This is a genomic window from Nocardia sp. NPDC003726 (assembly GCF_053586955.1).
Genome location: NZ_JBSFNF010000001.1, coordinates 63,315 through 90,200, shown reverse-complemented (window position 1 = coordinate 90,200; position 26,886 = coordinate 63,315). Strand labels below are relative to the sequence as shown.

The 26,886-nt window shown below is 69.1% G+C and carries 25 protein-coding genes; 11 read left to right on the top strand and 14 right to left on the bottom strand.

All coding sequences use genetic code 11. From position 1 onward, the window contains the following. The 3 genes from nuoL to nuoN are packed head-to-tail and all read left to right on the top strand — an operon-like array spanning nucleotide 1 to nucleotide 5,128. Nucleotides 1-1,887 (top strand): NADH-quinone oxidoreductase subunit L, encoded by a 1,887-nt coding sequence (nuoL, locus tag ACWDMM_RS00435; protein ID WP_195081173.1) that lies wholly within the window; start codon nucleotides 1-3, stop codon nucleotides 1,885-1,887. Further along, entirely contained in the window at nucleotides 1,884-3,506 is a 1,623-nt protein-coding gene (locus ACWDMM_RS00430) for an NADH-quinone oxidoreductase subunit M (RefSeq protein WP_195081172.1), read from the top strand. The genes nuoL and ACWDMM_RS00430 overlap by 4 nt, the downstream gene beginning before the upstream one ends. After that, nucleotides 3,503-5,128: an NADH-quinone oxidoreductase subunit NuoN gene (gene nuoN / locus ACWDMM_RS00425; RefSeq protein ID WP_357104954.1), complete on the top strand. Its 1,626-nt coding sequence runs from the start codon at nucleotides 3,503-3,505 to the stop codon at nucleotides 5,126-5,128. Before ACWDMM_RS00430 ends, nuoN begins: the two co-directional genes overlap by 4 nt. 51 nt (nucleotides 5,129-5,179) lie before the next feature. Here nuoN and ACWDMM_RS00420 read toward each other — a convergent pair whose 3' ends face one another. The 3 genes from ACWDMM_RS00420 to ACWDMM_RS00410 are packed head-to-tail and all read right to left on the bottom strand — an operon-like array spanning nucleotide 5,180 to nucleotide 6,794. Further along, nucleotides 5,180-6,007, bottom strand: coding sequence for a helix-turn-helix domain-containing protein (locus ACWDMM_RS00420; RefSeq protein WP_323124272.1), 828 nt, complete (start codon nucleotides 6,005-6,007; stop codon nucleotides 5,180-5,182). A gap of 5 nt (nucleotides 6,008-6,012) precedes the next feature. Beyond that, the gene (locus ACWDMM_RS00415) at nucleotides 6,013-6,561 is read right to left on the bottom strand and encodes a DUF6879 family protein (RefSeq protein ID WP_357104950.1); all 549 of its coding nucleotides are present in this window, start codon (nucleotides 6,559-6,561) and stop codon (nucleotides 6,013-6,015) included. Further along, the gene (locus ACWDMM_RS00410) at nucleotides 6,561-6,794 is read right to left on the bottom strand and encodes a hypothetical protein (protein WP_051020738.1); all 234 of its coding nucleotides are present in this window, start codon (nucleotides 6,792-6,794) and stop codon (nucleotides 6,561-6,563) included. Before ACWDMM_RS00410 ends, ACWDMM_RS00415 begins: the two co-directional genes overlap by 1 nt. Nucleotides 6,795-7,045: 251 nt before the next feature. Between ACWDMM_RS00410 and ACWDMM_RS00405 the strand changes: the two genes are divergently transcribed. Then, nucleotides 7,046-7,288 carry a MarR family transcriptional regulator gene (locus ACWDMM_RS00405; RefSeq protein ID WP_159929549.1) on the top strand — a complete coding sequence of 81 codons (243 nt, stop codon included), beginning with the start codon at nucleotides 7,046-7,048 and terminating at the stop codon, nucleotides 7,286-7,288. A gap of 24 nt (nucleotides 7,289-7,312) precedes the next feature. On the opposite strand, the gene ACWDMM_RS00400 is transcribed toward ACWDMM_RS00405, so the two are convergent. Further along, nucleotides 7,313-8,143, bottom strand: a complete 831-nt coding sequence (locus ACWDMM_RS00400; protein WP_449935255.1) for an alpha/beta fold hydrolase — start codon at nucleotides 8,141-8,143, stop codon at nucleotides 7,313-7,315. Nucleotides 8,144-8,283: 140 nt separating this feature from the next. On the opposite strand from ACWDMM_RS00400, the gene ACWDMM_RS00395 reads away from it, so the two are divergent. Further along, nucleotides 8,284-8,871 carry a TetR/AcrR family transcriptional regulator gene (locus tag ACWDMM_RS00395; RefSeq protein ID WP_323124273.1) on the top strand — a complete coding sequence of 196 codons (588 nt, stop codon included), beginning with the start codon at nucleotides 8,284-8,286 and terminating at the stop codon, nucleotides 8,869-8,871. Further along, nucleotides 8,868-9,704 carry an alpha/beta fold hydrolase gene (locus ACWDMM_RS00390; RefSeq protein WP_357104943.1) on the top strand — a complete coding sequence of 279 codons (837 nt, stop codon included), beginning with the start codon at nucleotides 8,868-8,870 and terminating at the stop codon, nucleotides 9,702-9,704. Before ACWDMM_RS00395 ends, ACWDMM_RS00390 begins: the two co-directional genes overlap by 4 nt. A 275-nt stretch (nucleotides 9,705-9,979) precedes the next feature. Here the strand turns inward: ACWDMM_RS00390 and ACWDMM_RS00385 are convergent, their stop codons facing one another. The 4 genes from ACWDMM_RS00385 to ACWDMM_RS00370 form a co-directional block, all read right to left on the bottom strand. Further along, a complete protein-coding gene (locus ACWDMM_RS00385; RefSeq protein WP_449935251.1) occupies nucleotides 9,980-11,410 on the bottom strand; it encodes a S8 family peptidase in 1,431 nt (476 codons plus the stop codon). A 54-nt stretch (nucleotides 11,411-11,464) separates the two neighbouring features. Continuing rightward, on the bottom strand, nucleotides 11,465-12,061 hold the full coding sequence (locus tag ACWDMM_RS00380) for an HdeD family acid-resistance protein (RefSeq protein ID WP_195081164.1): 597 nt from the start codon (nucleotides 12,059-12,061) through the stop codon (nucleotides 11,465-11,467). A gap of 90 nt (nucleotides 12,062-12,151) precedes the next feature. Next, nucleotides 12,152-12,727 carry a maltokinase N-terminal cap-like domain-containing protein gene (locus ACWDMM_RS00375; protein ID WP_357419932.1) on the bottom strand — a complete coding sequence of 192 codons (576 nt, stop codon included), beginning with the start codon at nucleotides 12,725-12,727 and terminating at the stop codon, nucleotides 12,152-12,154. Nucleotides 12,728-12,750: 23 nt separating this feature from the next. Continuing rightward, nucleotides 12,751-13,686, bottom strand: coding sequence for a coiled-coil domain-containing protein (locus ACWDMM_RS00370; RefSeq protein ID WP_357206154.1), 936 nt, complete (start codon nucleotides 13,684-13,686; stop codon nucleotides 12,751-12,753). Nucleotides 13,687-14,709: 1,023 nt separating this feature from the next. On the opposite strand from ACWDMM_RS00370, the gene ACWDMM_RS00365 reads away from it, so the two are divergent. Together ACWDMM_RS00365 and ACWDMM_RS00360 are read left to right on the top strand one after the other, a co-directional pair. After that, entirely contained in the window at nucleotides 14,710-15,915 is a 1,206-nt protein-coding gene (locus tag ACWDMM_RS00365) for a site-specific integrase (RefSeq protein ID WP_195081162.1), read from the top strand. A 522-nt stretch (nucleotides 15,916-16,437) separates the two neighbouring features. Beyond that, nucleotides 16,438-17,886: an amidase gene (locus tag ACWDMM_RS00360; RefSeq protein WP_449935246.1), complete on the top strand. Its 1,449-nt coding sequence runs from the start codon at nucleotides 16,438-16,440 to the stop codon at nucleotides 17,884-17,886. A gap of 54 nt (nucleotides 17,887-17,940) precedes the next feature. Here the strand turns inward: ACWDMM_RS00360 and ACWDMM_RS00355 are convergent, their stop codons facing one another. Then, nucleotides 17,941-18,303 (bottom strand): GFA family protein, encoded by a 363-nt coding sequence (locus ACWDMM_RS00355; RefSeq protein WP_357104931.1) that lies wholly within the window; start codon nucleotides 18,301-18,303, stop codon nucleotides 17,941-17,943. Nucleotides 18,304-18,566: 263 nt separating this feature from the next. Between ACWDMM_RS00355 and ACWDMM_RS00350 the strand changes: the two genes are divergently transcribed. The 3 genes from ACWDMM_RS00350 to ligD all read left to right on the top strand — a co-directional run bounded on the left by ACWDMM_RS00350 (nucleotide 18,567) and on the right by ligD (nucleotide 20,802). Beyond that, entirely contained in the window at nucleotides 18,567-19,043 is a 477-nt protein-coding gene (locus ACWDMM_RS00350) for a DUF1772 domain-containing protein (RefSeq protein ID WP_195081159.1), read from the top strand. A 161-nt stretch (nucleotides 19,044-19,204) separates the two neighbouring features. Beyond that, entirely contained in the window at nucleotides 19,205-19,603 is a 399-nt protein-coding gene (locus ACWDMM_RS00345; RefSeq protein WP_195081158.1) for a PPOX class F420-dependent oxidoreductase, read from the top strand. A 257-nt stretch (nucleotides 19,604-19,860) separates the two neighbouring features. Next, nucleotides 19,861-20,802, top strand: coding sequence for a non-homologous end-joining DNA ligase (gene ligD, locus ACWDMM_RS00340; RefSeq protein WP_195081417.1), 942 nt, complete (start codon nucleotides 19,861-19,863; stop codon nucleotides 20,800-20,802). 91 nt (nucleotides 20,803-20,893) lie between these two features. On the opposite strand, the gene ACWDMM_RS00335 is transcribed toward ligD, so the two are convergent. The 5 genes from ACWDMM_RS00335 to ACWDMM_RS00315 all read right to left on the bottom strand — a co-directional run bounded on the left by ACWDMM_RS00335 (nucleotide 20,894) and on the right by ACWDMM_RS00315 (nucleotide 26,881). After that, on the bottom strand, nucleotides 20,894-21,472 hold the full coding sequence (locus tag ACWDMM_RS00335; protein WP_323124275.1) for a histidine phosphatase family protein: 579 nt from the start codon (nucleotides 21,470-21,472) through the stop codon (nucleotides 20,894-20,896). Nucleotides 21,473-21,481: 9 nt separating this feature from the next. Beyond that, complete coding sequence (locus ACWDMM_RS00330; RefSeq protein WP_195081157.1) at nucleotides 21,482-21,691, bottom strand: formyltransferase family protein; 210 nt, start codon at nucleotides 21,689-21,691, stop codon at nucleotides 21,482-21,484. A 351-nt stretch (nucleotides 21,692-22,042) separates the two neighbouring features. Next, nucleotides 22,043-23,749, bottom strand: coding sequence for a hypothetical protein (locus ACWDMM_RS00325; RefSeq protein ID WP_449935242.1), 1,707 nt, complete (start codon nucleotides 23,747-23,749; stop codon nucleotides 22,043-22,045). A 31-nt stretch (nucleotides 23,750-23,780) separates the two neighbouring features. Further along, the gene (locus ACWDMM_RS00320; protein WP_357206160.1) at nucleotides 23,781-25,592 is read right to left on the bottom strand and encodes a hypothetical protein; all 1,812 of its coding nucleotides are present in this window, start codon (nucleotides 25,590-25,592) and stop codon (nucleotides 23,781-23,783) included. Beyond that, the gene (locus ACWDMM_RS00315; RefSeq protein ID WP_449935240.1) at nucleotides 25,589-26,881 is read right to left on the bottom strand and encodes an ABC transporter substrate-binding protein; all 1,293 of its coding nucleotides are present in this window, start codon (nucleotides 26,879-26,881) and stop codon (nucleotides 25,589-25,591) included. The genes ACWDMM_RS00320 and ACWDMM_RS00315 overlap by 4 nt, the downstream gene beginning before the upstream one ends. Nucleotides 26,882-26,886: the final 5 nt, after the last annotated feature.

Here is a 26,886-nt window from a genome sequence, read left to right as displayed (position 1 = left end):
GTGGACACCGCGACGCTGTGGCTGCTGCCCGCCCTCCCCCTGGCGGGCGCCATCGTCCTGCTGCTGACCGGACGTCACGCCGACAAGTGGGGTCATCTGCTCGGCACCGCGCTGGCCCTGGCCTCGTTCGTGGTCGCCGCGCTGGCGTTCACGGACATGCTCGGGCGCGACACCGCCGACCGCGCGGTGCACCAGGACCTGTTCAGCTGGGTCCCAGTGGCCGGGCTCCAGGTCGACTTCGCGCTGCGCCTGGACCAGCTCTCGATGTGTTTCGCGCTGCTGATCACCGGTGTCGGCTCGCTGATCCACGTCTACTCGATCGGCTACATGAGCCATGATCCGGCGCGGCGGCGGTTCTTCGCCTACCTGAACCTGTTCCTCGCGGCCATGCTGCTGCTGGTCCTGGCGAACAACTACCTGGTGCTCTACCTCGGCTGGGAAGGCGTCGGCCTGGCCTCCTACCTGCTGATCGGGTTCTGGTACCACAAGCCGTCGGCGGCAACGGCGGCGAAGAAGGCGTTCGTGGTCAACCGGGTCGGCGACATGGGCCTGGCGATCGCGATGATGGTCATGTTCGCGACGTTCGGATCCATCGACTTCGACGTCGTGTTCGGCGCCGCGTCCGGCGCGGGCGAGGGCACGCTCACCGCGATCGGCCTGTTGCTGCTGCTGGCCGCGTGCGGCAAGTCCGCGCAGGTGCCACTGCAATCCTGGCTCGGTGACGCGATGGAGGGCCCCACCCCGGTGTCGGCGCTCATCCACGCGGCCACCATGGTCACCGCGGGCGTGTACCTGATCGCGCGTTCCAACGCGATCTTCGATCTCGCACCGTACGCGCGCCTCGGCGTGGTGCTGGTCGGCGCGGTCACCCTGCTGTTCGGCGCGATCATCGGCTGCGCGAAGGACGACATCAAGAAGGCGCTCGCCGCCTCCACCATGAGCCAGATCGGCTACATGGTGCTGGCCGCCGGCCTCGGTCCCGCCGGGTACGCCTTCGCCATCATGCATCTGCTCACCCACGGGTTCTTCAAGGCCGGGCTGTTCCTCGGCGCCGGTTCGGTGATGCACGCGATGAACGACGAGACCGACATGCGCCGCTACGGCGGACTGCGCACGCTGTTGCCGATCACCTACGTCACCTTCGGCCTCGGCTACCTCGCCATCATCGGCGTGCCACCGTTCGCCGGATTCTTCTCCAAGGACCGGATCATCGAGGCGGCGTTCAACCAAGGCGGCCTCGGCGGGGTCGCACTGGGGCTGGTCACGCTGCTCGGCGCGGGCCTGACCGCGTTCTACATGACGCGGGTCATGCTGATGACGTTCTTCGGCGAACGCCGCTGGAAACCGGACACCCATCCGCACGAAGCTCCCGCGGTGATGACGGGGCCGATGATCCTGCTCGCCGTCGGCTCGATCGGGGCCGGGGCCGTGTTCGTCTTCGGCTCCTCGCTGCAGAACTGGCTCGAACCGGTCGTCGGCGCCCACCACGGCACCGAAACCGTTCCCGCGGCGCTGGTCACGGTTCTCGCGCTGGGCGTGGTCGCCGTGGGGGTCTGGGTGGCCTACTCGCAGTACGCGCAGCGTGAGGTCCCCGAGACCGCGCCCGACGCTGTCTCCGCGCTCACCGTCGCCGCGCGCCGCGACCTGTACGGCGACGCGGTCAACGAGACCGCGCTCATGCGGCCGGGACAGTACCTGACCCGGGCGCTGGTCTTCCTCGACAACCGCGGTATCGACGGCATCGTCAACGGCACCGCGGCGCTGATCGGCGGATTGTCCGCGCGGGCCCGGCGAGTGCAGTCGGGATTCGTGCGCTCCTATGCCCTGTCCATGTTCACCGGCGCGGCCCTCGTGGCCGCCGCCCTGCTGGCGGTGAGGTTGTGGTGAACGAATACCCCTGGTTGACGACGCTGTGGCTGGCGCCGGTGGTCGGCGCGGCGATCGTGCTGGCGCTGCCCGCCGCGCGGCGCACCCTCGCACGCGCGGTGGCACTGGGCTTCTCGGTGCTGGCGCTGGGTATCGGCATCGCGCTCGCGGTGCGCTTCGATCCCGGCGGCGCGCAATACCAGTTCGTCGAATCCCATCAGTGGATTCCGGCGTTCGGCGCCGGTTACACCCTCGGACTGGACGGCATCGCGCTGGTGCTGGTGCTGCTGACCGCGGCGCTGGTGCCGCTGCTGATCCTGGCGGGCTGGCACGACGAACGCGAAGTCGGCAGCGGCAGACGGGTGGCCCACACCTACGTGGCGCTCATCCTGCTCGTCGAGGCGATGGTGCTGATCTCCTTCCTCGCCTTGGACATCTTGCTGTTCTACGTGTTCTTCGAGGCGATGCTCATCCCGATGTACTTCCTCATCGGCGGGTTCGGTCCACGCACCGGCGACGCGCTGCTGCGCAGGCAGCGGTCACGCGCGGCGGTGAAGTTCCTGCTGTACAACCTGTTCGGCGGGTTGATCATGCTCGCCGCGGTCATCGGGTTGTACGTGCTGACCGCCCGCGAGGGATTGGGCGAGGGATCGGCGGGCACGTTCGATTTCCGCGCGGTGGTCGCCGCCGCCAACGCCGGGCAGCTCGGCGCGGGTCCGGCGGTGCTCAATGCCCTGTTCCTCGGATTCATGTTCGCCTTCGCGGTCAAGGCGCCGCTGTGGCCGCTGCACACCTGGCTGCCCGACGCCGCCGTCGCCGCGACGCCGTCGAGCGCGGTGCTGATGATGGCGGTGGTCGACAAGGTCGGCACCTTCGGCATGCTGCGCTACTGCCTGCTGCTGTTCCCCGGCGCGTCGGACACCTATGCGCCGCTGGTGATCACGCTCGCGGTGATCGGCATCGTGTACGGCGCGCTGCTGGCCATCGGGCAGACCGACGTGATGCGCCTGATCGCCTACACCTCGATCTCCCACTTCGGTTTCATCATCCTCGGTGTCTTCGCCATGACCAGCCAGGGGCAAACCGGCGCGACGCTGTACATGGTCAATCACGGCATCTCCACCGCCGCGCTGTTCCTGGTGGCCGGATTCCTCGTCTCGCGGCGCGGAACCCGGCTCATCGCCGAGTACGGCGGCGTGCAGAAGGTGGCCCCGGTGCTGGCAGGCACGTTCTTCATCGCCGGTCTGGCGACGCTGTCGCTCCCCGGCCTCGCGCCGTTCGTCAGCGAATTCCTCGTGCTGATCGGCACCTTCACCCGCTACCGATTCGCCGCCGTCATCGCCGCCAGCGCGCTGGTGCTCGCGGCGCTCTACGTGCTGTGGCTCTACCAGCGGATGATGACCGGACCGGTGAAGAAGGGCAACGAACGGATCTGGGATCTCGCTCCGCGTGAACTCGCCGTCGTTATCCCGCTGATCGCCGCGCTGCTGTTCCTCGGCATCTACCCGAAAGTCCTGACCGACTTCATCGATCCCGCGGTGAGCCAGACGCTCACCACCATCGGCCGCAGCGATCCCGCGCCGTCGGCGCCACCGGCGGAGGCGGGATCGGCGAACCATCCCGGAGGTGCCCACAAATGACCGACCTCGCCTCCACCGCGACGCTCGCCGCGAGCGTTCCCGCGCCGAGCATCGAATACGGCGCCCTGTCGCCCATGCTCATCGTGTTCGGCGTTGCCGTGCTCGGTGTCCTGGCCGAAGCGTTCGTCGCGGGGCCTTACCGCTATGCCACCCATCTGGTGCTGAGCGTGGCGGGCTTGATCGCCGCGCTGATCGCCGTGGCGCTGCTGGCGGGCACCGAAACCGCGGCTGTCGCCGGTGCGGTCGCGATCGACGGCGTGACCTTGTTCCTGCAGGGCACGATCCTGGTGGTGTCGCTGCTGGGGATCTTGTTCATCGCCGAGCGCGGAGCGCAGCCGCGTCAGCGGGCGCGGTCGGGCCCGGGAACCTGGAGCCGGGCGGCCGCCACCCTCGAACGCGGCGTCGATGCCTTCACGCCGCAGGCCTCCGCGGTGCCGGGCAGCGCGGACGAAGCGGCGGCGCTGCGCGCGGGTGTCGCGACCACCGAGGTGTTTCCCCTGACGCTGCTCGCTGTCGGCGGGCTGCTGCTGTTCCCGGCGTCCAACGACCTGCTGACCATGTTCGTCGCTCTCGAAGTGCTGTCGCTGCCGCTGTATCTGTTGTGCGGTCTGGCCCGGCACAGGCGGTTGCTCTCCCAGGAAGCGGCGCTGAAGTACTTCCTGCTCGGCGCGTTCTCCTCGGCGTTCTTCCTCTACGGCGTCGCGCTGCTGTACGGCCAGGCGGGCACGGTGCGCCTCGGCGGCATCGCCGAGGCGATCGCGCGGCAGCCGGACAACGCGACGCTGGCGGTTCTCGGGATCGCGATGCTCGCGGTCGGGCTGTTGTTCAAGATCGGCGCGGTGCCGTTCCAATCCTGGGTGCCCGACGTCTACCAGGGCGCTCCCACCGCGATCACCGGGTTCATGGCCGCGGCGACCAAGATCGCGGCGGTCGGCGCGCTGGTGCGCGTGCTGCAGGTCGCGGTGCCCGGCCTGCGCGACGACTGGCGTCCCATCCTCGCCGCCGTCGCCATCGCCACCATGGCCGTCGGCGCGGTCATGGCCATCACGCAGACCGACGTCAAACGGATGCTCGCGTATTCCTCGGTGGCCCACGCCGGATTCCTGCTCACCGGCCCGGTGGCGGCCAACGACCGCGGCGTCGCGGCGGTGTTGTTCTATCTGCTGGCCTACGGCATCGGCACGCTCGGCGCGTTCGCCGTGGTCAGCCTGGTCCGCGAGCCGGACGGTGACGAGGCCACCGGCCTGCCGCGCTGGGCGGGGCTCGGCCGCCGCTCGCCGTGGCTGGCGACGGTGTTCGCGCTGTTCCTGCTCTCCTTCGCCGGATTGCCGCTCACCAGTGGCTTCGTCAGCAAGTTCACCGTCTTCGAGGCCGCCGCTTCGGGCGGCGCCACACCGCTGGTCATCATCGGCGTGATCTGCAGCGCCATCGCGGCGTTCTTCTACCTGCGGGTCATCGTGCTGATGTTCTTCACCGATCCGCCCGCCGACGCGCCGGTGCTGGTCAGCCCGCCGCTGACGACGACGATCGTGGCGATCACCGCGGCGGTCACGTTCGCGCTCGGCGTCTTTCCGCAGCCGGTGCTCGACCTCGCCGACCGCGCGGCGACCTTCGTGCGCTGACGCGCCCCGGTGCCGCCGCCCCATCGCGGCGGCACCTGCGGCTGGACGTACTCAGGCGCCGCGCCGGCGTTCCAGCGCTTTCGCGATCAGCGCGCGGGCGCGATCGCCGTACTCGGCCTGCTCGGCGAGGATCGCGAAGGTCTTCTCGTGCAGCGCGATCTCCGAGGGCCGCGTGATGGTCAGCTCCGCCGAGACCGTCTCGGTCAGCACCTGCGCCCGGTCGTAGATGACGAAGTTCGTTGCCGGAGCGCGGTACTCCGCACAGATCGGGATGATGCCCAGCCGGACGCTCGGGTTGGCCATCACCGCCAGCAGGTGGGCGAGCTGCTCGGCCATGACGGCGCTGTCACCGACCGTGCGCCACAGCGCGGCCTGATTGACCACGAAGTGGAACCGGTGTTTCGCCCGGAAGAGCACCTGCTTGCGGGTCATGCGCGCGGCCACCGCTTCTTCCAGGTCGTCACGGCCGCCGGTGACGGCGATGCAGGCGGTCAGGATCGCGCGCGCATAGCCCTCGGTTTGCAGCAGCCCCGGCAACGTATCCGGCGCGTACCAGCGGATCTGTGTGGTCTGCGCTTCCAGGTCGATCGACTGCCGCTGCCTGCGCGCGTGCCCGGAGGCGACGGTGCGCTGCCATTCCAGGTACATCGATTGCAGATTGCGTGCGTTGGCGACGAGATCGTCCAGCACGGCGATATTCCCGCACGCTTCGCACCAGGCGGCGAGATCGGCTTCCGAGGGCGTCTGCTTGCCGCCCTCGATCCGGGAGACCTTGCTCGAATGCCACCCGCACCTCGCGGCCAGCTCCAGGCCGGTGAGGTGGGCGGCGCGACGAAGTTCACGCAGGCGGGCGCCCAGCACCTCACGTGCGTCCGACACACCGTTCACTCGTGTACGTGCTCACTCTCGTAATATCGTTGGTGCTCGATTCCCATGGGCCACAGCCGTTCCCGCACACCCAGGTACCTGCTGACCAGCGCCGGATCGGTGGTGATCGACAGGCCGGTGAACGACCCGTTCTCGGCGAAGGTGTTGAAGGCCACGGTGTGGGTGTCGAACAGCCAGTGGTCGTCGTGCGGCAGATCGGCGGGGTCGACCAGATGCCGCGGCAGCCAGCGCACCGCCTCACCGGTGGCGATGTTGTCGTCGGTGGCCGACAACAGCCACCGGGTGTAGCCGGTGTGCGGGACCGTCACGACACGTAGTCGTTCGAGGGTGACTCCGCGGGCGGCCGACTCGACCATCAGGGCATCCCAGGATTTCCATGACTCGGGCTGTTCCTCTCGCTCGTACGCTACTCCGGCATCGAAGCGGCGCAATGCTTCCTGCTCGTCCTCCATGACGTAGTGATCTCGAACCTCCAGGTGAAAGGCGCGGAATCGAGCCGCCCGGAACAGCGGCTCGAAACAGCGATCGCCTGCGACGTGCAGCATCAGCGCACCACCACAGCGGTTTCGTGACAGTCGAGGGTCAATTGGGCGAGCAGTTCGGGGTCGGTGACCGGTTCACCGGCCACCAGCACCGAACCGCAGGTTCCGCTGGCCTCCACCCGTAGCCACATGCCCGGCTCCAGCCAGTCCAGCAGTTGGTGCGGTACGCGGACGGTGCCCGTGCGGTCGGTGGCATCGCCCTGCACCACGAGCACGCCGGTGTCGGTCGCATACACGGCGGGGCAAGCTCCATGGTCGGATCCGGATCCGAGAAGTCGCAGGTTCATAGCTGATCCTTTGCGAGAGCGGGCGGACGATGTCGTGCAATCGTCCCCACCGGACCCGATGCCGGTCAACGCACTTCGCAAAGTCGCGCAAAATGTGGGCGGCGGCATCGGTGTGGCTTCTACCGTCGATTCGGCAACTCGGGCCGCCGCGCCGATGTCGATCCCGGGCTGCGTTCTCCGCGAGGGAAAGGGCTGCGAACATGATGAGACGACCCAGGACTGCCGCCGATTTCGCGGTGCTGGGTGTGCTGGCGCCGGGTGGATTGCTCACCGTCGAGCAACTGGCGCAGCAGGCGCGATTGACCGCCTGGTCCGTGCGCAGCGCATTGCTGCGCCTGCAGTCGCGCGGTTTGATCATGGACTGCCAGCACCGCGGCCGCTGGGCCATCACGCCGCGCGGTCGTGGTGAGTGGGCGGCGAAGGGACGCAGATTCACGTTGTGAGCCGAGACCTCGGTGGTTCCCGGCTCAGGACACGCTGACGACCTCGCGCAGCCGGTCGGCGAAAGCGCCAGGGTCGTCGACGAATCCGGTATGTCCGCCCGGGAACAGCGCCGGTGCCGAACCGAGTGCCGCGGCGAGTGCGCGCGAGGTGCGATCGCAGAATTGTCCGGCGGATTCGGCGCCGATCCCGACGACGAGACGGGTGGGCGCGTGGCGCAGAGCGCGGAGGTCGGGCTCCCACGTGGTGGTGCCGCGGATCTCGTGGGCGAACCAGTAACGTTCACCAGCCAGTTGCCGCGGGTCGCGATCCGGACCGAACATCTGCTCGAGCACCGGCTCGGGCATCGCGATGTTCGCGGCGGCGAAGAATTTCCGCCAGGCGCCGGGTATGTCACCCCTGGCGTAGGTCGCGACGATGTCTTCGGTCGCGGCACGGTGGGCGTCCCGGTCGGCGATCAGTGCGTTGATCGGCGGTTCGTGCGCGATGACCGTGGTGACCAGCTCGGGACGAGACTGGGCCAAGGCGAGCGCGGTCACCGCGCCGCCGCTGGAACCGAGGACCACGGCGGGTCCGGCGTCGACGTGCGCGATCAGCCGGGCGAGGTCGTCGGCGCGCAGTTCCGGCGTCGAGTCCTGTTCGGCGTCGTCGAGCGTGGAGTTCTGATGCCCGCGCGGGTCGGTGGTCAGCACGGTGTGGTCGGCGGCGAGCAGATCGGCCAGTGGCGCGAACGCGGCGGCGTCCATCGGCGCGCCCACCAGCACGACCAGCGGTCCCGCGCCACGCAATTCGTAGTACAGGTGGGCGCCGGGAACGTCGAGGGTCCGCGCGCTGACCGCGGACGGCAGTGGGGTCATGAGTTCTCCTCGTGCAGTCGGTTCTCGTATCCGCAATGGAGACGATGCGCACGACCGGGATTCATCGCGAGCAGCCGCGATTGCGAAACCTAGGGCAATTAGGATACTAACTAATAGTCCGAGTTTATGGAGGTGTGCGCATGATGGCCCGAGCGGGACTGACCGCGGAGCGGATCACGCGAGTCGCCGCCGATCTCGCCGACGAGATCGGATTGGAGCACGTCACCATGTCGGCGGTGGCCAAGAAGTTCGGCGTCCAGGACGCGAGCCTGTACTCGCACGTGAAGAATCTGCGCGACCTGCGGGCCCGGATATCCGTTCTGGCGGCCACGGAGAAGACCGAACTGATCGCGGCCGCCGTGGCCGGTCGCGCCGGACGCGACGCGCTCGCCGCCTACGCCCACGCCTGGCGGGACTACGCACTGCGCTACCCCGGCCGCTACGCCGCGACCCAGCTGCCGTTCGATCCGGAAGGGGCGCGCACCGCGACCGGCGCCCTGCGCGCCATCGATCTGACCTATGGCGTACTGCGCGCCTACGGTCTGGCCGAACCCGACCTTACCGACGCGGTCCGGTTGCTGCGCAGCACCTTTCACGGTTACAGCGTTCTGGAGGCGACCGGCGGCTTCGGGCACGCGCGCTCCACCGCCGAGTCCTGGGAACGCATCATCGATGCCCTGCACGTAGCCCTCGAGCAGTGGCCGACCGACAACGAGGAGAAACCATGAGATCCGGCACGCTGCCAGTTCCGGGAGCCACGCTGTACTACGAGGTGAGCGGCGCCGGGCCGGTGCTGCTGTTGCTGCCGGGCAGCGGAGGCGACGCGGCGGTGTTCGACCCCATCCTCGACCCGCTCGCCCAGCACTTCACCGTGGTCACCATCGACCCGCGCGGATACTCGCGCAGCGTGCTCGACCCTGGACCACCGGCCGACATCGAGGTCGAGGCGCAAAGCGAGGACGCCCACTCACTCCTGCGACATCTCACCCCTGCGGGCGAGGATGCCTACGTCTTCGGCGGCAGCGGCGGCGCGGTGGTGGCACTCGACCTGCTCGCCCGGCACCCGGACCGGTTGCGGTTGGTGATCGCGCACGAGCCGCCGTCTTTCGCAGTGCTGCCCGATGCCGCCGAGCACAAAGCGTTCGTCGACGAGGTGTACGAACTGTTCGTCACCGAGGGCCTCGCCGCTGCGGGCGCCCGCTTCCTCGAAGGGATCGGTGGAGGCGTGCGCATGCCCGATCCCGCCGGACTCTCCCCGCGCGCCGCGGCGATGATCGAACGCCTGCACGCCAACGCGCCGCGCAATATGGCGCACGAACTGCGCACGATCACCTCGCATCTGCCCGACGTCGCGGCGCTGGCGGCGGTCGCCGACCGCCTCGTGCTCGGCGCGGGCCGCGAGACCAAGGGCAAGCTCCCCCACCGTCCCGCCGAGGAGCTCGCCCGCCGGATCGGTATCCCGCTCATCGAGTTCCCCGGCGGACACAGCGGATTCACCGACGCGCCTGCCGAATTCGCCCAGCTGCTGCTGGAGTTGCTGCTCGCGGCACGCGTGGAGTGATCCGCGCGCCAGGAGCAGGCAACTCAGGTCGGTTCCCCGACAGCGTTTCCGCGCAGGAGGAGAAGTGCGCACTCGCCGCCCCGTCCCAATAAGACGGCCGATAGCACCTCACGTCCGCGGAATTTCCGACTGCGGCCACGGACGGCTGGAACTCCTTCGCGTGGATTCCACCTGAAGCAACTATGCGATGAGTAGATTCCACTGATCGCAATCGGGCGGATAATCGGGTGTCATGCCGAATTCCCGGAGTTCGGAGTATGACCGCCTTCGGCGTCCTACCGAGGCAGAATCATCGATTTCAGATCCGGTAGGTTGCCGATGCGCTGAGATGCGGGCCGGTCCGGGGCATCGGTTTGCGGCGTGCCGGTTTCCCGTAGCCGGGCGCGCACTTCCGCGGGAGTCTTGCGTCCGGCCGCGGCCGCGCTCATGCCCTGATAGCTCGTGACCGCGCCGACCACGATCGGGGACGCGCTCGAAGTTCCGCTGAACACGTCGGTGTACCAGAGGTCCTCGTCGGGACCGCCTTGCAGGTCACCGTATCCGGTGGTGGTGACCTCCAGGCCCCAGCCTTGCACGTCGATCCGCTCTCCGTGATTGGAGAACGGCAAGCGTGAGCGGGCCGGACCGTTGTCGCGGCCGTGGAAGCCGGGTGGGGGTGCGCCGGCGCCGACGATGATGGCCCCGGAGTCGGCGTCGCCACCGCGGAACGGATTGCGCCATATGCTCGGGAACTCCGCGGGGCGGGCGTCGTAGAGCGCGGCGTCGAGGTCTTCGCCGCCGTTGCCTCCCGCTTCCACGACGACGATGCCTCTGCCGACCGCGTACCGGATCGCCGCGAAGTCATCGGGCCACCATTCGACCGCGATATAGCCGCGCTGATCGGGCCGGTTGGCGTAGTCGAAACGCGGTCCGGGACGGTGCAGTTCCAGCAACATCACATCGCCGGGCCCGAGCGCGTCCGCCGCCGAGCGGATAGCGCTCGCCGATCCGGACCCGAAGATCGACACCGCGCGGATGTGGGCTTCGGGCACGATGCCGGTGATGCCGTAGGCGTTCACGTCGCCGCTGATCACCCCGGCGACCGCCGTGCCGTGGTCGCGCCAACCCTGTTGCGGCGAGGGGCTGCCCCCGATCACCCCGCCTTGGTTGACCTGCAAATCCTCGTGGGTGAACCGCCATGCGCCCTCGACATCCACCACTCGCACGCCGGTCCCGCGGCCTCCGCGGACCGTCCAGGCCCACCGGGCGTCGATCCCCTGCGGAGCGGCATCCAGATATCCCTGCCGCACCGTGAAATCCGGCGTGACCGGCGGCGCCTCGGCGGCGGAGCGGCCTGTGATCGCTCGCGCGCCCTCCGGCGCGATCGGCGGTTCCGCGGGCGGTTTCACATATGCCGCCGCCACGTCCTCGGCGGTACGCAACCGCGCGGCCAGCTCGTCGAGTCGGCCGGTGACACCGCGGACGTAGAAGTAGCGCAGGTATTCCGCTCCGGTCTCCCGATATGGGGTGGCGGTGAGCCTGCGCTCCAAACGGTTGGCCGGCCCGAAGATGCGCACGAGTTCGCCCCCGGCCGGAAGCAGTTCCGTCAGACGTGCTTGCGCGCTGCGACTGTCGCTCAGCGCGATCGGCGTGATCGCGGTGCCGGTGCCGTGGGTGACCACGACGAGTTCGGCCGGCGACCGGAGTTCGGATTGCTGGGATGCCATGGCGCCCAGTCAACCGGGATGCCATCCGGCTCGCCACCGGATGCGTCGTCGCGCTCAGCCATCCAGGCGCAGGGTCGCCACCATGCCCGGCAGCGCGACCGCGTCGCGCCGGGAGCCCACGGCGAACAGGGCTTCCAGCGTTCCTATCGCGATCAGGCACGAGCCGGCCACCCAACCGAGCGTGTCGGGTGACTCGAACGGCACCGAACCCACCAGCACACCGAGTGCCAGCGTGACCAGTCCGAACAGCTCCTGCCGTCCGCGCCCGGCCAGGTCGTCGACCCAGACCGCCACGGTGGCGTGACAGATCCCTCGGATCGCCCACGCCAACCCGATCCAGAACGACAGCAGCGGAGCCGAATTCCCGCCCGCGAAGCACAGCACCGCCAGTAGCGCCGACAGCGCCCCGCTGACCAGCACCAGCACTCGCAACGGGGTCACGAAGCGCGCGCCGAACGCCACCACCAGTTGTAGGACGCCGTTGAGCAGCAGGTAGCCGCCGGACAGCAGTTCCGCTGTCGGCAGCGACTTGTGCGGCCACACCGCTAAGGCCACACCCATGATCATCGAGCAGGCACCGGCCACCAGTACCGTCTGCCGGGCTGCGCCGGCCAGTGGTTCCGTACGCCCTTCGACCTCGGTTTCGGGCATAGCTACATGATATGACCAGAGGCGCCGTTAGCGATTGGTTTGCCCGATCACAGTCATCGTCGTGCGCGTGGCGCCGCCGCCGCTCCCGAATTATGCAGCCACGCTGATCAATACACCCTTGCCGATGACGTCGGCGCCCAGCCGCCACGGCGCGCTGACGCGGCCGGCTACCGCCGGCTCCGCGGGCGAGATCGGCGCTTGCAGAAGGCGATGAATGCGTATGATCCGACTGCCCACCGTGATGTCGGTGGAGGACGACCCGTCTCGCACCGGACCGAATCCTACTGCGGCAGACAGCGTGTCCGTGCTATGCACCGTGACCGAGGGGTCCGGTGTGTCGCTTGCGCTCTGGGCTTGGGGCCGCGCGTGTCCGGTGAGCAATGCGACGATCTGGGCCATCGCCACCGGGTCCCGGGTGGCGTCGTATACCCATCGGGTGCCGAGCACACCGTGTTCGGAAGTGCCCACGAGTGCTTCGGCGGCGTCGGGTAGCGGCGAGCCACGGTAGGTCAGCGGCACGTGGTAGGTGTGCGGCTGCGTGCCGGAGTGCTCGGTGACCACCATGAATTCGATCCCGACTTCCCCGTCCGGGTCGTCGAGCCGGAAACCACCGGCCTTCTGCGGATCCGGTACCTTCCCACCGCGATACCAGGCGCGGCCGGGCAGCCAGGAGGCCAGCAGTTGCCTCTCTAGATGTCGTCGCGCCGACCGGGCTCCTGGATAGCGGGTGATTTGCGAGGTTCGGCGAGAAGGGCGTCGAGCTGGGCTTCGGCGCGTTCGGCGCGTGCGAGGGTCTGCAGGCGAGCTTCATCGAGCGCTTCCAGTCGCGAATCCGCTTCCGCGCGCGCTTTCTCGACAGCCGCGGCGGCTTCGGCACGGACGGAGGCCAGTTCCGCTGCCGCGGCGCGACGGGCCTCGGCGAGTTCGGCGCGGGTGGTGTCGAGTTCGGCACGTACTCGGCGCCATTCGGCACGCGCTTCGTCGGCGGCTTCGGCGCGCTCCGCGGCGGCGCGCTCCGCTCGTTCGGCCGCACGTTCGGCGTCCGCCGCGCGTTGCACGGCGAGATCGCGCTCGGAATGCGCGGCCGCGACCAGTGCTTCGGCCTCACGCCGAGCGTGCGCGATATCGGTGTCCGCGCGGCGCTCGGCCCGCTCGACCTGTTCGGCTGCTTGCTGTTCGATGCGTTCGATCTGCTCGGCGGTCTCGCGGCGCACCGCGCGGACTTCGGATTCCGCGGCGCTGCGGGCGGCGAACACGTCGTCGGCCGCCTGCTTGGTGACGCGTTCGACCTCCCGCAGCGCGTCGTCGCGCGCGGAATTCGCCTCGGCGATCTGCGCTTCGGCCTGTTCGGCGGCGCCGGCCGCGTCGTCGGCGGCGGACTCGGCGAGTGCCCGTGCCTCCTGCGCTTCCCGCCGCGCCTGCTCGGCCGCCACCGCCGCGCCCTCCGCCTCGGCGATCCGCCGGGCCGCGTCCACCTGTACCGCCTGCACTTGGGCTTCCGCGACCGCCGGATCGGCCAGTGTGGACAACTCCGCGACCGCCGCGTTCAGTGTGGTGTTCAACTGCTCGGCGAGTCCCCGGAACTGGGTGAGCAGTTCATCGGCCCGCAATCGCGCGGCCGTCACCGGGCCCGGTTGCGTCACAGTGACGGCAGCGGTCGCGGCCTCTGATTCCTGTTGTTGCCGTTGCCGCTCGCGCCACGCACGCCAGCGCGTGTGATCGGGCCGGTCACAGTACTCCGAGGGACGACCGGGACCCGCCCCGCTCGTGATCGGACGGGAACAGCCCGGATAGTTGCACACCTTCGACACGGCCAGATCGTAGCGTTCGATCCGTTCCGGAGGGGTGACCGCTGAGCGAGGGGTCAGCGCGCCGGGCGGGCAATGCTTCCGCCCCACCGCCCATCACGACGAACTACCAGGCACTGCGCCGAATGTCCTGGACCCGGAGAGGCGATCTCGACCGCGTCAAGGTTTCGGGACGGGGCAACCCTCTTTTCTTCCGCGGGTCCGGGTGCCCCGAGCGGCGAACCGTTGACCCTCGGTTCTCGGAGACCGGCCGTAGCCGACAGGGTTGCACTCCCCTTCGAAACGAGAGAACCGTAGCGTTTGTTTCGTTGGCCTGCGATGTATCCAGACGAAATAACCTCCATTCCGCCCCACGGCCGCTAGATACAACCTCCTACTCCTGACCGCCGATAAGTGAACCTTATCGACGGTCAGATGTGCGGGCTCCAACACCCTGTGGTGTGTGCGTTTAGTTTCGTTTCGTCATTAGTGACGAAACGAAACTGCTACGCAACTAATGGAAAACTGGGCACCCCCTCGCTGACTACTGGGCCCTAGACCCATGAGCGTCTCGAGGACGAGGCACGGTTCGACGGCAGCCGGAGGAAGTCGCCGAACGGAGGTGGCCGAAGAGCAGACGCGAAGAGTTCGTCACTGACTGCGAGTTGGCCCATCTCCCCGACTGCCTTGCGCACCGTCACTGTGACGCTCCATGACTGGTGGCCGACGGGCATCCGTGCGGGGCCGGTCCGCCACCCGACAGACCCCGCGAGGATGCCGTCTCGGTGAAGTAGGCTGACTGCCTGCGCCGAAGGCCGTGGCGCTGAACAGTTCCGTCACCGAAACGCGGGAGCCCGAGTCATGGACGATCGATCCGGCGTGGTCGCGGTTCCGGAGTCGGTGCGCACCGAGCTGCGCCGCGGGGTGGGCAGCGTGCTGGTCGACGCGGCGGCACTGCGGCTGGTGCGTGACCGTTTCGACGACGGTCAAGCCGGTTCGCTGCGCCGGTATCTCGAAGCGTCGCAATCGGCGAACACGCTGCGCGCCTATCGGTCCGATTGGGTGGCGTGGTCGGCATGGTGCGCCGCCGAAGGCCGTCAGGCATTGCCCGCCGACGCGCTGGACGTCGCCGTCTATCTCGCCGCGGCCGCCGACGCGCGCCGCGAAGGCGGCGCATGGGCGTTCAGTCCCGCGACGTTGGAACGCAAGTCGGCCGCCATCGCCGCGGTGCACGCGGCCAACGGTCTGCCGTCCCCCACTCGATCCGATGTGGTGCGCCTGACCCTGCGCGGCATCCGCCGCACCCGGCGGGCACAACCCCGCCGCAAACGCCCGGTCCTGCTGCACACCCTCGATCAACTACTGGGCGAGTTGCCCGCACCGGGCTGGCCCACCGAACCAGCCCGCCGCCGGGATGCGCTGGCACTGCTCATCGGTTTCGCGGGCGCCCTGCGTCGCAGTGAACTGGCCGGTTTACGCATCGGGGACGTCGAGGTGGGCGTCGACCACACGACCGGCGAACCGATCCTGCTGATCCGGTTGCCCATGACGAAGACCGACCCCACCGGCGCGGCCGAACAGCGCGTGGCTCTGCCCCGCGGCCGCCGCCCCGCGACCTGCCCGGTCTGCGCCTTCGCCGACTGGCTACGCCTGCGGGAAACTTATGCCAGCGCAGGAACCTCCGGTGTCCGGGCCTGGCTGGCCGAGCTTCCCGCGAAATCGGCCGACATCCACCGTTGCCACGGCTTCACCGGCACCACGCTCACCGACGCGGACCTGCCGCTTTTCCCGACCGTCAATCGGCACGGCGGAATCGGCGACCGCGCGATGTCCGGCCGGGCGATCGCCGAACTGGTCAAGCGTTATGCCGCCCGCGCCGGGCTCGACCCCGACCTGTTCTCCGGTCATTCGCTACGCGCCGGATTCGCCACCCAGGCCGCGCTCGGCGGCGCCAGCGACCGCGAGATCATGCGTCAGGGCCGCTGGAGCAACCCGCGCACCGTCCACGGCTACATCCGCACCGCCAACCCGTTGGAAGACAACGCGGTCACCAAACTCGGACTGTGAGCCCCAGAACTGGATTTGCGTTGTCTACAAAGCTGAGCACTTCCAATGAAAGCTGCGACGCAGGCCGAGAGTGATGGCTGTCCTCGTTCTACAAGTAACCACAGCCCGGCGAAGCTCCCCATCACGAATGCCTTTCGAACGACAATTCGAGCAAGGATGCGATACCGCTACTTCACCGATTTCCGGAGATGAATCGCACATTCGGGCGCGCCCGGGGCACGCCTGCCTCGCAGGCACATCTCAATGCATTTCCCGGTAGCCCATCTCGCCGCAAACCGCCCTGACCGGCCGGTAGAACCCTCTGCGGTCGGATCGGGAACACGGCAGCCATGGTGACATGTATCCCGTTGATCGAAACTGCGTTTCATGGCCTGTGCCAATCGCTCTGGTTGTGCCGACAGCATGACCTGGGACAGGAGAGAACGAGTGGGTTGATTCGCACCGGAGGTCACCCGTCGGAGTTTCCCGTTTGCGCGAACCGGCATTTTATGTCCGTCACGGCAGGCCGATACCGTCCGATTCATGGAGTGGAATTTTCGGTCGGCCGAAGAGCTCGCGGCCGCATTGCGTGCCGGTGAGGTGACCTCGGTGGAATTGACCGGCGAAGCGATCACCCGTATCGAGCGGGAAGACAAGTCGATCAACGCGATCTGCGTGCGGACCTTCGACCGTGCGCGGGCCGCCGCGCACCGTGCCGACCAAGCGCGCGCCCGCGGCGAGGACCGACCACTGCTCGGCATACCGGTGACGGTCAAAGAGTGCTACAACATCACCGGGCTGCCCACGACCTGGGGCATGCCGGAGCACCGGAACTATCTGCCGGCCGAGGACGCGCTACAGGTGTCGCGGCTCGAGGCGGCGGGCGCCGTTGTGCTCGGTAAGACCAATGTGCCGCTCGGTCTGCAGGATATACAGAGCTTCAACGAGATCTACGGCACCACCAACAACCCGTGGGATCACGGTCGCACGTCGGGTGGTTCCTCCGGCGGGTCGGCGGCGGCGCTGGCGTCTGGATTCGGCGCGCTGTCCATCGGCTCCGACCTGGCCGGTTCGCTGCGCACCCCCGCGCATTTCTGCGGGGTCTACGCGCACAAGCCGACACTCGGGCTGGCGGCGCCGCGCGGGATGGTCCCGCCGTCCGCGCCGGCCTTGCCGGTCGATCTCGACATGGCCGTCGTCGGTCCGATGGCGCGCACCGCCCGCGACCTCACGCTGCTGCTCGACGTCATGGCCGGACCGGACCCCCTGACACGCGGCGTGGCGTTCGATCTGGCTCTGCCGCCGGCTCGTCACGAACGGCTCTGCGACTTCCGGGTTCTGGTCCTCGAGGAGCATCCGCTCATCCCGACCGGATCCGCGGTGCGGGCGGGGGTGAACCGGGTGGCCGACGCGCTCACCGACGGCGGCGCCCGCGTCGAACGACACAGTCCACTGCTACCCGATATGACCGAAGCCGCGGCGCTCTACATGCAGCTGCTGTTTTCGGGCTCCGTGGCATACTTCCCCGTCGACGAGTACGAGCAACTGCGCAGCCGCGCAGCCGAACTGAGCGCGAACGATCAGAGTTTGGACGCGGCCCGGCTGCGCGCGATGGTGTTCGATCACCGCGACTGGCTGGCGGTGAACAATCGTCGCGAGCTACACCGCCACGGCTGGCGGCAACTGTTCGCCGAGTTCGATGCCGTGATGTGTCCGATCACGCCGACTCCCGCGTTCCCGCACGACCACCACCCTGATCCACTGGCACGCCGGATCGACATCGACGGTGTCGCTTACCCGTACTTCGACCAGCTCGTCTGGGCCGGTGTGGCCACCATGCCCGGCTTGCCCGCCACCGCCATACCGGCGGGCCGCTGCCCCGATGGCCTGCCGGTGGGCGTGCAGCTCATCGGTCCGATGTTCGAGGACCGAACCCCGCTGCGGCTGGCCGAACTGCTCGAACAGAAGATCGGCGGCTTCCGGGCACCGTAGTGCGCGCACCGCGGCAGACCAGTGCGTCGGCGGCGGTGCTCCGGCCAACGCGCCTCATCGCAGCGGAGGCATCCACGGAACTGCGTTGTGGGCGAAACTCTGCTTGACCGGGACCAGGTCGGCATGATCGTCCAACGCCGTGATCGTGACCCCCACCGAGCCGGCTTCGTCACCCTTGGACGCGACCGAGGAACCGCACTTCGGACAGAACCCGCGGCAGATTTGCGGGAACGTTTCGTACCAGGTCGGCTCCCCGCCCGGACCGGTCCAGGTGAATCCTTGCGCGGGGAAGGACACCCACGACATCACCGGAGCGCCTGAAAGCCGTTGGCAGTGCTCGCACGAGCACAGGTGAGGGAAATCCGGGTCGCCGGTCGCGGAGAACCGGATATTGCCGCACAGGCAGCCGCCATTCACATTCGCTCCTTTGCTGGACACGTTTCATCTTGTGCCGCGCGTTGTCGATCAGCGACACCCGATCCTCGACAACGGCTTTGGCCGGCACGGCCGATCGAGCATGGCCACTCCAGCGCAGCCGACGATGAGTTCGCTAACAGTTTGCGTGATTCGGGCCGGACCCTGCGGGTGCGACTTGATCTAGCAAAGCTAGACAAGCTAGCGCCCCAGTGTTACCGTTGCTCCAGGTTCTAGCGATGCTAGATGTGCGGAAGGAAACGGAAATGCTGATTGTCGCCGGCCAGATCATGGCCGCCGTGGCCGTTGTGTCCAATGCCATCGTCTATGGCACCGATGTCTCGGTGGCGTTGATCACCCGGTCGGTGTATCGCAGGCTGGATGACGCGACAGTGACCATCAGCGCGGGGTGGGGTCACTACTACGGTGACAGGCGGATGCCGGTGGTCGGTGTGGTCGGTGTGGTGACCGCGGTGCTGACGGTGCTGATCGCGTTGGGGGCCGGGCGGATGGGGGCGGCTGTGTCGGCGGGGGTCACGGTGGTGGCGCTGGCGGCTTGGCTTGTTTTCTATGTCCGTGTCGCCAAGCCGATCAATTCCCGGCAGACCGCCGCGGCGCGCAGCGGCATCATCCCGGCGGATGCCCGTGCGCTGCAGGACAAGTGGGACAGCATTCTGAAATACCGGGTTGCTCTGCAGTTCGTTGCCATTGCCGGACTGTGCGCCGCGTTGATCCTGTTCTGATCACGCAGCGCGGGGGTGTGCCGTCCTGCGCGGTGTCGCGGTCCGGCTGAACCGCCGGCACAAGACGAGCGGCAGGCGAGGGCTTGCGCTCGCCGCGCTCGAGGACTTCCGGCTCATCGCCGGGGCTTATCTGATATCGAATTCACGAAGGAGTTGTCGACATGATTTTCACCATCAATGAGCGGAAGTTTCTCGCCGAGGCGGGAATCGGTCGGTTGGCCACGGTGTCGCCCGATGGGGTGGTGCAGAACAACCCGACCGGTTATCGGGTCAACGCCGACGGCAGTATCGACATCGGCGGTATGGGCATGCGCAACAGCCGTAAGTACCGCAATGTCCGGGCCGGTAGCCGGGTGTCGTTCGTGGTCGACGAGCAGGTCTCACTGGAGCCGTATGTGATTCGCGGTATCGAGGTGCGCGGCACGGCCGAGGCGCTCGAGGATCAGGAGCCGCCGTTCCCTTCTCAAGAACGCGCGGTCATCCGGATCCACCCCGAACGGGTCATCTCCTGGGGTATCGACGGCGGATCCTTCGACTTCACCAGCCGCCACGCCGAGTAGCTCAGCATCGTGGGCGACCCCTCGAACGCACGTGATCGCCATTTCACTACGTTCGACGGGGTCACCGCCCGTTGGTCGACCCGTCGACCACCAGGGACGGCAGCCAGATCCGAGTCAGCTGAAGAATTGCCAGTGCTGATTTATGAGCGACCAATCTTCACGCCGGTATGGAATAGAGCCTGCTCAAGCTCGTGCGTAATGGGGGAGCGCCGAGAAGCTGAGGATATGCTGATCGTGTGCTGTCAGCGCCGGCGCCGATGCTGGCCGTCTCCGGACGGCCACCGCGGGAGCGTGGCCGGTGGGCGTTGGAGATGAAATGGGACGGCATCCGCGCCATCGCGCTTTGCCGGCCGGGGGAATGCCGGTTCTACAGTCGCAACAATCGGGATCTCAGCGGTTCGTTTCCCGAACTCACGGCGGTCCTGGCGGAACTGGCCGAGGCCGGTGAGCTGATTCTGGACGGGGAGATCGTGGCACCGGACCCGAAGACGGGGGCGCCGTCGTTCGGTCGCCTGCAGCGGCGGATGCATGTGGTCGCGCCCAGCGCGGAATTGCTGCGCGGATTCCCGGCGCAGTATCTCGCGTTCGATCTGCTGGCGGTCGGCGGCGCATCCATCATGACTCTGCCCTACACCGAGCGCAGGGAGCGTTTGGCCGAACTGGCGCTGGACCGGCCGCTCGTGCGGACGCCGCCGTTCTACCGCGACATCGACGCCGACACGCTGCTGCGCATCGCCGGCGAACACGGCCTGGAGGGCATCGTCGCCAAGCGGCTCGATTCGGCCTACTACCCCGGGCGTCGCTCTCCGTTGTGGATCAAGACGCCGCTGCGCAAGACGACCGAGGTCGTCGTCGCGGGCTGGCTGCCCGGTACGGGCCGTTTCTCGGCGACCTTCGGCTCGCTGGCGCTCGGCGCCTACGACGACGAAGACCAGCTGGTGCACGTGGGCAATGTCGGCACCGGCTGGACCATGCACGACCGCCGTTCGCTGCAAGTTCGCCTCAACGAGCTGTCCCGTCCTGACACGCCCTTCGACGTTCCGCCGCCGCGGGCGCTCGCCGCCTCCGCCCACTGGGTCGAGCCGGTCCTCGTCGGCGATATCGAGTATCGCGAGGTCACCTCCGAGGGTCTACGCCACCCCAGCTGGCGCGGCCTGCGCCCCGACAAGTCTCCGCATGACGCGAAGGTTCCTTCATAGGATCAGACGCACCGCGGATACGGCGGTGCCTCAGGGCCGGGCCCGCCCAACGCGAGGTGGACACCACTCGAAGTGACCCCGCCGCAACAACTCACGTTCGCAACCCGGGACCCGTGGCCTGGACGCGGTCGCCCTCGACATCCAGCCGGTAGACCGCGGGCATCGGCATCGCGTGGCTGAATGCCCAGTCGACCTCGCTGCGGCCGAACGCGACCAGAGCCCGGGAGACGAACGTCCCGTGGCTGCCGATGACGACGGTCCGGCCGCGGTGCCGGTGCGCCAGCGTCGTCAGGATCGCCGCGGCTCGGTCGGACACCTGCCGCAGACTCTCACCGCCGGGCCTGGCGAGCGAGGGGGCGGCCCAGCTCTCGCGGTAGTAGCGCGCATAGTCGGGTCTCGGGCCGATCCCGGACTGCCACTCGCGCAGGTCGGGGTGGGTTTCGATGCGCAGGCCGGTGCGGCGTGCGAGCGGTAGGACCGTTTGCACGGCGCGCAGGAACGGGCTGGAGAAGATCGCCGCGGGCTGCAGGGCGGCCAGTTCGGTGACCAGCCGCTCGGCTTGCTGTCCGCCCGCTGCGGTCAGGGACCGCTCGTAGTCACCCGGCCCACCGGCGCGAGGGATGAAGGGCTCGGCATGACGGACCAGAACGAGGGTGGATCGCACGGTCATCGGCGCCACTCAGCGGCCTGCCTTGCCGGAACACCCGAATTCGCGCCCGGCCCAGCACAAGAGCCCCGTACTCGGTGTGTACGGCAACGGTGGGGTGTCACCCGGCCGGACCGGTACCTCGACCTGGCCCATGACCTGCCCCGTGTCGCAATCGCCGGAGACGAAGTGGACGGATGCGCCGCTGACGGGATCTCCGGCGTCGAGGACGGCTCGGTGCACATGGTGGAGTGTTCGACGACTGCGGCGCGGATGGCTTCATCCGGGTCGTGGTGGGTGCGCCCGGCCAGGTGCCGGGCGGGAATCGCGTTGTCGCGGGCGTAGCGCAGCGCCCCGGAGTCGCTGTTGTTGCTGATGACGAGCACGATGCGGAAGCGTGCGTCCGCGAGGAGGGAAGCGCGGTGCAGCGCGCGCGGATCGGATCCGGCGTGGGAGGCGATCACCGCGACGCGAAGTTCCGGCACGGTGTCGCAGTGTCGCACAACGAACTTCGCGACAACGCGCGGGCTGCGCGGTCGGGTTCGGTACTTCCACTGCCGCGGTTGCGAACTCGAGCGGGCGGGCGGCGGGGTATCAGCGGGTGGGTTGCGGGCGGTGGGCGTGGTCTTCGACGGACGCGGGCCACTGATCTATGCGAGTCAGTGGGGTGCGGCGGCGGGGCGTGAGGAGATCACGCACGCCGCGATCGGCGCGGAGGTCCGTACGCGCTCGCGCCGCGTAGTGTCCGGCATGGCGAGCCGTTGGATGCCTGCGCCGGGCTTCTGCGAGCCATCCGCTGGCTTGGCGGAGGGCTTCGGTGCGGGTGAGGGGCGGGTCGGTGGGCAGCAGCAGCGTGGCGTGGCCTGGGTCGGCGACAATCGCGGAGCCGAGGTGCTGCAGGCAGCGGCCGATGCCGAGGTCGTCGTCGATGGCTCGGTAGGCGGTGAGGGCGAGTTGCCAGCAGCGCAGGGCTCGGCGGGGTTCGCCGCGAGCCCACCACATCGTGCCCATGGTCTCGTGGGTCTGCGCGCGTCCGTCGGGATCGAGGCCGGTGCGGGTGAGGGATTCGGCGAGTTCGAGACGGTCCTGCGCGGCGTCTGGTCGTCCTTGCCGGATGTGCACGACGGCGAGGTTGATCAGGGCGCACACCTCACCGGCGACGTCGTCACGCGGCAGCAGCCACCACGCGGCCTCCAGCTGGTCGGCCACCTCCTCCAGCGGCGGCGACGCGGCGTCCAGTTTCCGCAGCGCCGCCTGATGCTCCCAGCGGGCGGCCAGACTCGTCGACAACCGCCGTGGCCGGTAGCCGCGTGGCCGTTCGGTCAGCCGTCCTGCTCGCAGCCGCACAAGATCCCGGTTCAGTTCGTCGATTCCCGGAAGGGAGCACAGGTCGTCGGCCACACCGCGCTCGTTCTCCCCCAGCCCGATACGCGCGTACCACACGTCCAGGGCGTTGCCGAGGCGAATCAGGTATGCGACCGCCGCCGGGGGAAAATCCACGCCGGGATTCGCGCACGCGGCCACCAGAGCGCGCAGGTACGGTTCCTCGCTTTCGAACCACCGGCGAGCGCCCACGGCGAAGCGCCGTGACTCCAGCGCGATGGCCCAGCGGCGCGCACGGTCGGCGTAATGGTGCAACAGCGCGGTCAGCGCCGCCGCCCACTGCGGTCCGTCTGTCACCGTCGCTCGATCCGGCAGCCTCGGCACCTGCCGCACGCTCCACCGCTGGGCGCCGTCCTGGGCGACAATCCCGCGGCGCAGCAGGCCTTCCAGCAGCTTCGCCGCGGTGCGCGCCGAGGGTTCCCGTGCCAGCGGCAACCGGCCCGGCGTGTCCCGGATGGCGTTGAGCACCGCCAGCAGCGCGACGGTTTCGTAGTCGTGCACCGGCAGGTCGCGCAGCACGGCGGCGATCAGATGCCCGTTCAGCTCCGCGACCGGCCGCGGTGGCGGCGCGGCTTGCCGCGGTCCGCGGTCGGCGAGCGCGGGGCCCGGCTCGATGAGTCCGGCGATGAGGTCCATTTCGCGGGCGGTGCGCACCTTGGTGCGGTACCCGCGCGCGAACCGGTACAGCGCGTAGGTCGCCGCCGCGGCGATGAACAGCACCGACAACCAGCGCAGCGGCCCGTTGAAGAACTGCACGACGGCGTTCTCGCCGAACGAGTTCACCACCAGGGTGCGCACCAACTCGAACAGCACCGTGTAGGCGACCAGCGACGCGGTGCCCAGGAACCCGATCCAGATCGAGGATCTGGGTGTGGCGGTCTGCCCCACCGGTTCGGTGTGGTCGGTCGATGTGCTCACCCGAGTCCTCTCTCGCGGCCACCGGCCCTGGTCATCGCAGCACTCCGCCGGTGAGGCCCGGCACCACCCAGCGCCGCCAGGTCACCAGCAGCAGCGCCACCGGCAACACGGCCGACAGCAGCGATCCCGCGGCCAGTTGCGCGCTGTTCTCGCCGAACTGCCTGGCTTCGCCCCACAGCAGCAGCGACCACGGGCTCGCTCCCGCTCCGCTGACCACCAGGCCGAGGAAGAAGTCGTTCCACACCTGGACGAATTCGAGCACCGCCACCGCACCCAGCGCGGGCCCGGAGGAGGCCAGCACGCGCTGGGCGATGGTGCCAGGACTGGCCAGACCGTGCAGGGCGTCCGCGGCGGCGCTGCCCGGCGGGGCGAGCATCGCGCCGCGCAGCACGAGGATGGCGATCGGCAGTCCGGCGGCCGCGTGCACCAGGATCAGGGGAATCCTGGTGCCCGACAGCTCATAGGCGTCGATGAGACCGTCGATCGGTCCGAGGTAGGTCTGCGCCGGGATCACCGCGAGCACCACCAGCGCGGCGACGGCCAGCCGGGCGGCGGTGCCGTTGGGCCGCAGCGCGGCCAACCGGTAGGCCACGGGAGCGGCGGCGGTCACCACGACCACGGTGACGATCCCCGCGACCCAGGCGGTGGTCTGCAGCGAACGCCACAGTCCGTCGTCGCCCCACACCAGCGCGAGCGCCGAGAAGCCGAAGCCGTCGTGCCCGCGCAATCCGGTGTAGGCCAGCACGCCGATCGGGTACAGCACCAGCACCGAGACCAGCACGATGCCCGCCGCCCGCACCGGACCGATGCGCCGTCGTCCCGCCACCGAGAACACCCGAACCGCGGACCAACTCGCGCGGTGGCGGCGTACGTCGACTTGCAGCAGCCAGGCGACCGCGCCGACCAGTACCGCCAACGGCAGCGCGTAGGCGGCCGCGACGCCGGGTTCGGCGTCGCCCGCCAGCCGCCACCAGTGCACGGTCGCGCTGTCGACCTGGTACTCGAGGGCGCCCGGCACTCCGATCAACACCACATCGAACACCCGCGCCGCCGCGACGCCGACGGCCAGTCCGGCGATCAACAGCACCGGCCGCAGCAACTCGTACAGCCGGATCGCCAGCGGCCTGCCGTCGTCGCGATACAGGTACCCGGCGCGCGCCGGATCGGCTTCGATCGCATGGATTCCCGCGCGGAACAGCGCCGTGAGGAAACCCAGCCAGGTCCACAGGAACGCCGACCCCAGCATCGCCGCCAGCCACCATCGGTAGAGCGTGACGTCCTCGATGTCCAGCCATCGCGCGCCGTTGCCGAAGATCACCCGGAACGCCACCCCTGACACGAACGCCGACACCCCGAACGGCACGATCAGCGGCAGCCACAGCCAGCGCGCCGCCCGCCCCCACCAGGCGATCGTCAGCGCCACCAGCAGCAGCCCGATCCCGAACGCCACCCACAGCAGCGTGCGCAGGTACGCACCGCGCCCGTCGGCGCTCATGGTGCCTGCCAGCAGCGACAGCCCGCCGATCGTGGCGCCGATCGACGCAGGCCACACCAGGATCCGGATCCACGGCACACCCAGCCGCCTGCGCAGCGCGGCGGGCAGCAATGCACCGGTCGCGGCGACCGCGCAGCCGAGCACCGACAACGGGCTGGCCCTGGCGGCGATCAGCACGGTCCACCCGGCCGGTAGCACCAGCAGCGCCACCGTCAGCAGAGTCGCAGGCAGTCCCGCCAGCCGGCCCAGCCAGCGTCGTGGCCTGCCGCCGGCGACCAGCGGCCCGCGCATGCGGCGGGTGGCCAACTCGATGCGCAGACCGTTGACGTCGAAATCCTGCCGCGTCATCGGCGCCGCCGGTCCGCGTCGTCCAGCGCGGCGATCGCGCGGTCGGTGGCCGCGGTCGTTCCCGCTTGCGCGCCGTCGCCGATCGCGATGAGGAATTCCGTCAGCACCCGCCACAATCCTTCCCGGCCGCCCACCGGCCCGATCCGGTCGGACAGATCGAAGGTGCTGCGGGCGGCCAGCTCCCGCGCCGAGGGCGCCAGCAACGGCGAGTAGTCCGCCTCGGTGCGCAGGTTCGGGGCGAGGAAACCGCCGTAGCGCTCGATCCACGGCAGAGGGGCGCGGGCGCCGGCCAGTTTCTCGACCAGGTCCTCGGCGCGCGGGTTCGCCTGTTTGGTCACCACGATCACGTCGCCGCCGACGATCTTCGGCGGCAGCGACGCGGCGTTCACCGGCGGGAAGGCCACCACCCCGACAGCGTCGGCGATCGCTCGCCCGGACGCGCGGACGGCGCTGCGCACGATCGGTTCGGCGAAGTCGGGCGCGACGACCGCCGCGGCACGGCGATGCTGGAACACCTCCCGGACGGCGTCGGAGAACTGCCTGGTCAACGCGACGCCGACCCCGCCGGGAAACGCGTGACGCTGCCCCCACAGCACGCCCAGATGCCCGAAGGCGGCCCGCACCGCCGGGTTGTCCCACTCCGGCTTGTCCTTGGAGGCCAGATCGTCGTAGATGCGCGGTGATTCGGCGAGCAGCACGTTCTCGAAGAAGTCGGTGAGCACCCAGCCGTCGGCCGCGGCCAGCGCCAGCAGGCGGATCGGCGTCTGCGCGAGCACCTCCATCCGGTCGACCCAGCCACCGAGCGTCCATGCCGCCGGTTCGCCCAAGCCGTGGGCGGCGAACTGCTGCCGGTCGAACCAGACCAGCGATTTGTCCGCCGCCTTGAACGGCACACCGTAGAGCCGACTCTCGTGGCGCAGCAACAGCTGCCAGGGTTGGGCGTAGCGGCTGCCGGATTCGTCGGCCCACACCGTCTCGTCGACGGGCCGCAGCTTGCCCGCTTCGGCGAGTTCCCGCACCCGCCCGGCCTGCGGAAGCAACACCACGTCCGGCGCGGACCGGCCACCTGCGGTGAACGCGGTGTCGGTGTTGTCGCCCAGCGGGATCACCTCGACCTCGAACTCGAGGTCGAGCCCGTCCAGAACGGCGTGGAAGGCCGCGAGTTCCTGCCCGCTCCAGGACACACCGACGCGCACCGCGTCCGAACTGCCCAGCAACAGCTCCGGCGCGCACGCGGCGGCCAGCGGGAGAACCATACCCGCTTGCAGCACCGCTCTGCGTGTCCCCATCGACC